The sequence below is a fragment of the Coleofasciculus sp. D1-CHI-01 genome (assembly GCF_040218875.1).
Classification (GTDB): Bacteria; Cyanobacteriota; Cyanobacteriia; order Cyanobacteriales; family Coleofasciculaceae; genus Coleofasciculus.
This window is the reverse complement of the sequence record NZ_JAVJQP010000118.1, coordinates 1-6,960: the sequence shown is the minus strand read 5'-3', so window position 1 is coordinate 6,960 and position 6,960 is coordinate 1. Positions and strand designations below refer to the sequence as shown.

The 6,960-nt window shown below is 47.5% G+C and carries 7 protein-coding genes and 1 pseudogene; all 8 read right to left on the bottom strand.

The genetic code is table 11. The features are described 5' to 3' along the window. Window positions 1–235: pseudogene (locus RIB93_RS21385) on the bottom strand (Uma2 family endonuclease); the annotation flags it as partial. 60 nt (window positions 236–295) lie between these two features. Next, window positions 296–1,234, bottom strand: coding sequence for a Uma2 family endonuclease (locus tag RIB93_RS21380; protein ID WP_446375394.1), 939 nt, complete (start codon window positions 1,232–1,234; stop codon window positions 296–298). Between the two features lie 198 nt (window positions 1,235–1,432). Then, window positions 1,433–2,227 (bottom strand): tryptophan synthase subunit alpha, encoded by a 795-nt coding sequence (trpA, locus tag RIB93_RS21375; protein ID WP_446375392.1) that lies wholly within the window; start codon window positions 2,225–2,227, stop codon window positions 1,433–1,435. A 61-nt stretch (window positions 2,228–2,288) separates the two neighbouring features. Beyond that, window positions 2,289–2,591, bottom strand: coding sequence for a DUF3007 family protein (locus tag RIB93_RS21370; protein WP_446375390.1), 303 nt, complete (start codon window positions 2,589–2,591; stop codon window positions 2,289–2,291). 7 nt (window positions 2,592–2,598) lie between these two features. Continuing rightward, the gene (gene ndhL / locus RIB93_RS21365) at window positions 2,599–2,814 is read right to left on the bottom strand and encodes an NAD(P)H-quinone oxidoreductase subunit L (RefSeq protein WP_446375398.1); all 216 of its coding nucleotides are present in this window, start codon (window positions 2,812–2,814) and stop codon (window positions 2,599–2,601) included. Between the two features lie 714 nt (window positions 2,815–3,528). Then, on the bottom strand, window positions 3,529–4,473 hold the full coding sequence (locus RIB93_RS21360; RefSeq protein ID WP_446375396.1) for an Hpt domain-containing protein: 945 nt from the start codon (window positions 4,471–4,473) through the stop codon (window positions 3,529–3,531). A gap of 115 nt (window positions 4,474–4,588) precedes the next feature. Then, window positions 4,589–6,103, bottom strand: coding sequence for a C-3',4' desaturase CrtD (gene crtD / locus RIB93_RS21355; protein ID WP_446375388.1), 1,515 nt, complete (start codon window positions 6,101–6,103; stop codon window positions 4,589–4,591). Between the two features lie 84 nt (window positions 6,104–6,187). Then, window positions 6,188–6,772: a TFIIB-type zinc ribbon-containing protein gene (locus RIB93_RS21350; RefSeq protein WP_446375386.1), complete on the bottom strand. Its 585-nt coding sequence runs from the start codon at window positions 6,770–6,772 to the stop codon at window positions 6,188–6,190. Window positions 6,773–6,960: the final 188 nt, after the last annotated feature.

Sequence of the window (6,960 nt, the reverse complement as noted above, 5' to 3'; positions counted from 1 at the left end):
TGTACCACTGAGGATGGTTCACATCATAATAAAGATTCAAATCACAAGCCGAAAACACCAACTCTGGATTCCAGTTAGCCGGTTGAAAGGTAAGAAATAATAGTAGGGGTTGTAAAAAATGAAACTCGTCTGGCAATCCAGATTCCTCCGGGTTGTCACTCGGTAAATCATACATCGTGGGTAAGGTTTGCCGAGGTGAAAGGGGCGGGTTAGTTTGAGTGGGAAGGTTAACCATAATAAGTAGTCAGACTTTCATTAAAGTTAACGGTTGAGATCGTCATTCATCATTTCGCACTTACTCCACATCATCAGGTTCAACCCCCAACTCCCGCAATCGTGCTGCTAATCGTTCTGCCCGTTCCCGTTCCGCAACTGCCTGTTCTTGCGCCTCAATAGCCCGTTCTCGTTCTGCTATTGCTTGTTCTTGTGCCTCAACAGCCCTTTCTCGTTCCGCAACTGCCTGTTCTTGTGCCTCGATAGCCTGTTCTTGTGCCTCGATAGCCCGTTCTCGTTCCGCTATTGCTTGTTCTTGTGCCTCAACAGCCTGTTCTTGCGCCTCGATAGCCTCTTCTTCCGGCGTTAAAATCAACTCTCCCTCAAGAGTCATCCACCGTAACCACAGACGGTTAATTCCCCGAAAACTTCCCTGCCATAACCCTAAACTTAACCCCAACTCCGGCATCACTACACGATTATCAACTCGGCTTGCTGGTTCATAATGACCCCCGACTAACTGAAACGCCTGCATTTCATTGGTATAGCGACTAAACACAATTGAATACGGAATCCGCAAAATCTGCTCATAAACCTGCCACTTTGTCGGTGGATTTCCTGGGGTTTGCACCGTTTGACCCAAATCTTCCTCTTGTGTACCGGGAGACAATAATTCCACCACTACATAAGGATTGATTACTTCTTGCCACACCACATAACTTAAGCGTAAATCCCGCCCTTCATACAACCGAGGTGTTCCCACTACGCCAAACCAATCCGGGCGTTTGTACCACTGAGGATGGTTCACATCGTAGTAAAGATTCAAATCACAAGCCGAAAATACCAACTCCGGATTCCAGTTAGCGGGTTGAAAGGTGAGAAATAACAATAAGGGTTGTAAAAAATGAAACTCGTCTGGCAATCCAGGTTCCTCCGGGTTGTCACTCGGTAAATCATACATCGTGGGTAAGGTTTGCCGAGGTGAAAGGGGGGGGTCAGTTTGAGTGGGAAGGTTAACCATACGTAGGGATTGCTTTAGGGAGTTTTGTGGTGGGGAAAGGCAATAGGCAATAGTAAGGGTTGGAGAATCCTTAACATTCTTAGTACAGGGTACAGAATTTATATCCAGGTACTTAATGGTTAATCGCTGTTCGATTACAAATGACCAAGGACAAATGACAAATGACGATCACCACCTTTAAGTTTAGATTGTGTCCACCTACTTAATCGCTGACTTGAGAGATTGACAAAACTCCTCAATCGCTTTTAATCCTTCAGTCGGGGTTCCTTCAGCTAAACGCTTCACGAAAGCACTCCCCACAATTACCGCATCTGCGCCCCACTGTTTCACCTGTCGCGCTTGTTCGGGTTGGGAGATACCGAAACCGACTCCAATGGGTTTGTCTGTTACCGCCCGCATTTCCTCGAGTAAATCGGGGACACTGGATGCAACTTGGCTTCTCATTCCGGTTACGCCTGTGACGCTGACGAGGTAAATAAAGCCCTGGGATTTTTTCGCGATCGCGTCAATTCTAGCTTTCCGACTGGTGGGTGCGACTAATAAAACCACTTCGATGCCAATTTCAGTTGCAGGCTGAATCAGCGATTCCGCTTCCTCTAAGGGTAAATCCGGCACGACTAACCCCGCTATCCCTGCGGCGGCAATTTGTTTTAAAAAGACTTCAATTCCCCGGTTGAGAATGGGGTTGTAATAAGTAAATAGAATAATGGGCGCGTTTAGATCGGGGGTTACTTCCTGCGCGATCGCGAGGACATCATCCAATCGTATCCCCCGTTTCAAGGCTCGTGTCGCCGCCGCTTGAATCGTCGGACCATCCGCCAAGGGATCGGAATACGGCACACCTAGCTCTATCATATCCGCCCCTGATTTGTCAAGGACTCGCAACGCTTGAGCCGTGGTGACTAAATCCGGGTCACCTGCTGTGATAAAGGGAATAAAGGCACATTCAGATCGTTGGCGTAGAGTCTCGAAGCACTGGGAAATTTTGGTCATCGGTTAGGGAACAGGGAACAGGGAACAGGGAACAGGGATTTCCAATTAATCACGGGTTGATTTATTCAGACTCTTGTTCCAATTCAGCTTGTAACTGAGCAAGTTCTTCTGGGGTCATCTCTTCGAGGCGCTTTTGCAAGACAGCATCCTCGTACTCTTTCAGTTGCTGGTTATAGGTCATCTTGTGAGACCCCACTCGGAACAGATATGTGAGTACCCAGCCGAGTAAACCGCCGACTAAGAGTGCTTGACTCCAAATCCCGGCTTTCATCTCGTCCAAACCAGCAACCTGCAAGAGGATATACATAATACCACCAGTCGCAAACACGCCGATGGCAATTCCGATCGCATCAATTCGTCGCATTTGTAGATTAAGCTTGGAGCTGACGTTTCTTGGGGCGGAAGTTCAGGAACGGGCTGAACAGTAACAATCCAGGGAAGAAGAAGAAGACGAGGAAGTACATGAAGCTACGCTCAAAGGAGCTAGCTACATACCAGCGCTGTTTTAGGTAAAAGTACGTGAGCAAAGGAACGACGACGAGGTAGAGTCCACCTAAAGCTAGATAGAGTAATGCAACAATCATGATGGTCTGTCTTATAGCGGCAACAGGTCTCTCAAATATAGGCGATCGGAGAATCAAGAGTTGAATAGCCCGAAGTTAGACTACCCTCAGCCTCCTCTATCGCCCTTACTATCTTACCTTGTCCCGGTTCCTCAAATTTTCTAGTTGCCAATCTGCCCCATTTAATGTTCAAATAGACAAATGCGGAGGTTTTGATGTAAACTTCAATACCGAAGCACAACCAAAAAGGGGGCGTGGCGGAATGGTAGACGCTACGGACTTAAGTAAATTGAGCCTTGATAGAGAAATCTGTCAAGTGGATGCTCTCAAATTCAGGGAAACCTACGTCTGAAATCTGAAAACAGATAAGGCAATCCTGAGCCAAGCCGATAAGAGAGTGTTGAGTGCTGAGTTATGAGTTAAAACAAATTCATTCAAACCTCAAAACTCAAAACTTATTGGAAGGTGCAGAGACTCGACGGGAGCTACCCTAACGTGAAGCCGAGGGTAAAGGGAGAGTCCAATTCTCAGATGCTAGTGAAGGCAGTAGCGAAAGCTACAGTGAGAATGAAAATCCGTTGACCGTAAAAGGTCGTGAGGGTTCAAGTCCCTCTGCCCCCATCTTAAGCAAATAATTGTCATGCTGAACGAATTGTCATGCTGAACGGAGCGATCGCGGAGTGAAGAATCTCGCCCGATGTTTCGCTTCCGTTCCTTATTTTCCAGATTTGATATCACCTACGAAGAAGCACGAGTGGCTTGAACCAACAATTTGGTCAGTTGAGAGAGTTGCCGTTTATCAAAGGCTTTGACTATCGCTTTAGCCGCCGCTTTGGGTTCTACAGTAATCGTAATCTGTTTACCACCGCCTTTGCTGGGGGTAGCTTTTGCCAACTTCTGTAACGTTGGACTTGCCTTGACAGCACTCTCTTTGCCTTGTTTGACTTGATCACTAGATTGTTTGAGTTCTTTAATAATGACAGGTGCGAGAGAGTGGAACGAATTTTGCGAATTCGCGATCGCATCTGAAGCATTTTTCACCAAGACTTGCCAGGGTTCAACCGTTTGGGCGAGTTTCGCTAGCTTATGACAATTCTCTTGCAGTTTTTGACGATTGGCGGGTGTGTCTGATTGTTTGAATAGTTGCAACATTTGCTTGAGGATACCTGTCACCTGAGCAGAAAAGTTCTCAGGTGCTTGACCCGTCGCTTTCGCTCCACCCTTTGCTGATTTTGTCGGCGCAGCGCTTGCTGGTTCACCACCACTAATCAACCGTTCCAGGTACGTCTGCAATTCCTTGAACGTCGGTTCGGCAGCTTGCACCATTTTATCGGCTTCATCATCCCGGAGACCAAAGGGTCCTTGAAGTTGTTCGATCAGGTCTTTGAGAGTGTCGTAGCCTTGTAAGAATAAACTCTCGACATGGCGATCAAGCTTAACGGGATGTTCTTTGAGAATCTTCAAACAATCCTCTAAGCGGTGGGCAACTTTTTGTAGACTGCTAAAGCCTAGCATTGCCGCCCCCCCTTTGACCGAATGAGCCGCACGAAACATCTCATTGACCATCTCTGGGTCTTGGGCGCTTTCCTGCACATTCAATAACCCTTGTTCGAGGGTATCAAGGTGTTCTTTCGCCTCTTCGATGAAATAACCTAAGATTCGTTGCTGATTCCCCCCATCCACGGCAGTTTTCCCTAATCCAAACAACTATGTATACACAAAACCTACAAAGGTTATGGTCTTTATTCTATTGCCAACAGGTTTAATCCCATTGCAGTCTACCAATAAAACTCTTTCTTTAGATTACCTGAATTTGCCGTACAGCCGTAAATGCTGAGTAGCTGACTCCAGCCGTCCCTTCACCAGGATGGGTAGAATCCCCCACCAACCATACATGATTAATGGGGGTGCGAGTAGCAAAGCCAAAGGGACCGAATGTCGGCACTCGCTGACCAATTCCGCCGACGATTCCTTGATGGCGTCCGGTGTAATAGGCAAAGGTACGAGGTGTTGCTGTTTCTTGGTGGATAATGGTTGCTGGAGTTAAATCAAAATACTGACCTAGCCGTGCGATCGCGTCTTGGGTATAATCTTGTTTTAACTGGTCATAATCCTCCTGAGAACCTTGCCACCACAGTCGGGTATCGGTAAACGAGGAGGCAATAATCGTGGCTTTTCCCTCTGGGGCGCGACCATCACCGGGTTGACTAACCGAGACAAATAAAGAGTTATTTTCGCCAATCTCACCGTCGTAATCGTAGAGAAATTGCAGGTGAGGTGGACAACCCGCAGGAATGGACGTTTGGTCAACACCCAGATAAATCACAAAAGCACCTGATCCTGGTGGTAATTTATCGACGCGACGCTGATAACCCTTAGGTGCTTGGTTTCCCAATAACTTAACCAGGTTTTGTGCAGTCACATTTGCCACCACTTCATCGGTTGCTTGTGTCCAAACTTGTCCTGTTTTCTGATTTCTTACCGTTACGCTTGTAACCTTGCCCCTGGAAACCTGAATCTGTTCCACAGTATGACGCATCAGCAGTTTACCACCCCATTTCTCCAAGGCGGCGACCAGGCGATCGCTCAATACCTGCATACTCCCCTTCAGGTGAAACAATCCTTGAGGTTCTTGGGAAACGCCGAGGGCAGTTGCAGCATACAATAAAGCGGTTTCATCGGCATCCACTTGGGAATACAGCTTCAGTTGTAAATCCAGAAATGTCCTCAAACGCTGATTGTCATAGAGTCGATAGCCGCGCAACGCATCTCCCACCGTCATCAATGTAAACGGTAGCGTAATCAGGGTATCTGGACGCACCGCTGAGATTAATTGCCACAAATCCCAGAGGTTTCGTGGGGGTAATACGGGATCATGGGATTGAAATCTCCAACTGGCATTGAATAGAGTGGTCATCAGTTGCCAGAAGGGTTCACTCCCCGGAAATTGCCGTTGCCGTTCTTTTGCCCATTTTTCTGGGTCGCGCCAAACGTTAATCGGTTCAGTTTCGCCAGGGAGAAATACCGCACAACCGGGGTCACAGGGAGTCGCGGTAGGTAAGTCAATTTCTAACTCCTCGAAAATTCGCTGATGAATGCCACCTAGTTCTAAACCTGCCACTTGGGTTGCACCTACATCAAAGGTAAAGCCGCGACGCTTGAACGTGGAGGCACATCCGCCAGGGACAAAGGCTTGGTCGAGGACTAACACCGAGTAACCTCGACGGGCAAGAAGTGCGCCAGCCGTTAGCCCCCCAATTCCTGCACCAATGACAACGACGCGATGGGTTTGAGGAGTAGAAACGCTGGGCATGATTATTGCTTTACATTGCTTAATATATCTTAATATAAAACCTTTTGTTTAAGAATAGCATCGATCATTAGACATCCCCCTAGTCTATCTCTGTTTATGCTGTTGCCAGTTTCCGCCGACGCGCCGCATCAGGTAAGCCACACCAAAATCGCCATTTGGATGTGCTGCTAACCGTTCCCCCAACTCAATCACCTGCGCCCCTAACTCACTCCCTAATTTTTCCGTCGTGGCTTGGCGTTCTTTTTGCCAAAGTTGCTGTTCTCGTGCCTTAGTCTGCCATTCGTTGGTAAAGAGTTGCTCAATTATGGTATGGAGTCCCAACCTTTCTAGAATGTCCCACTCCCCGTAATCGCACCAAATCCCGCGACAGTGAGAACACCGTTCCACATAAAAGGGCGTCTTGAGATTAACTTTAGCGCGAGAGAGATAGCGCTGGCACTCTGGACATAATGCGGCTTTGGTATCGAAGGGAGACTTGACAAAATCCACATTTAGCGATTCAGGGGGAATATCAGGCATTTTCTGATCAGACGGTTGACGTGCCTGCCATGCTTCATACTCTTTGGCAGGAATCCAGATGCCTTTACACTCTTGGCAATACTTCACGGCAAGCTGATGCTCTAAATAGCCGTCTAAGAGCGTTACTTTACTACATTTAGGACATTGCACCGATTTTCTTCCTCAAAGCACCTGTCCTTATTAAAACTCAAAACTCAGACGTAGCCTGCTACGCCCCTACACACTTAATCAGGGCGGGTTTTGAACAAACGTTATCGTCAACAGCGCCAATACATTCCCTCAACCCGTCTCTACACACTTAATCAGGGCGGGTTTTGAACAAACGTTATCGTCAACAG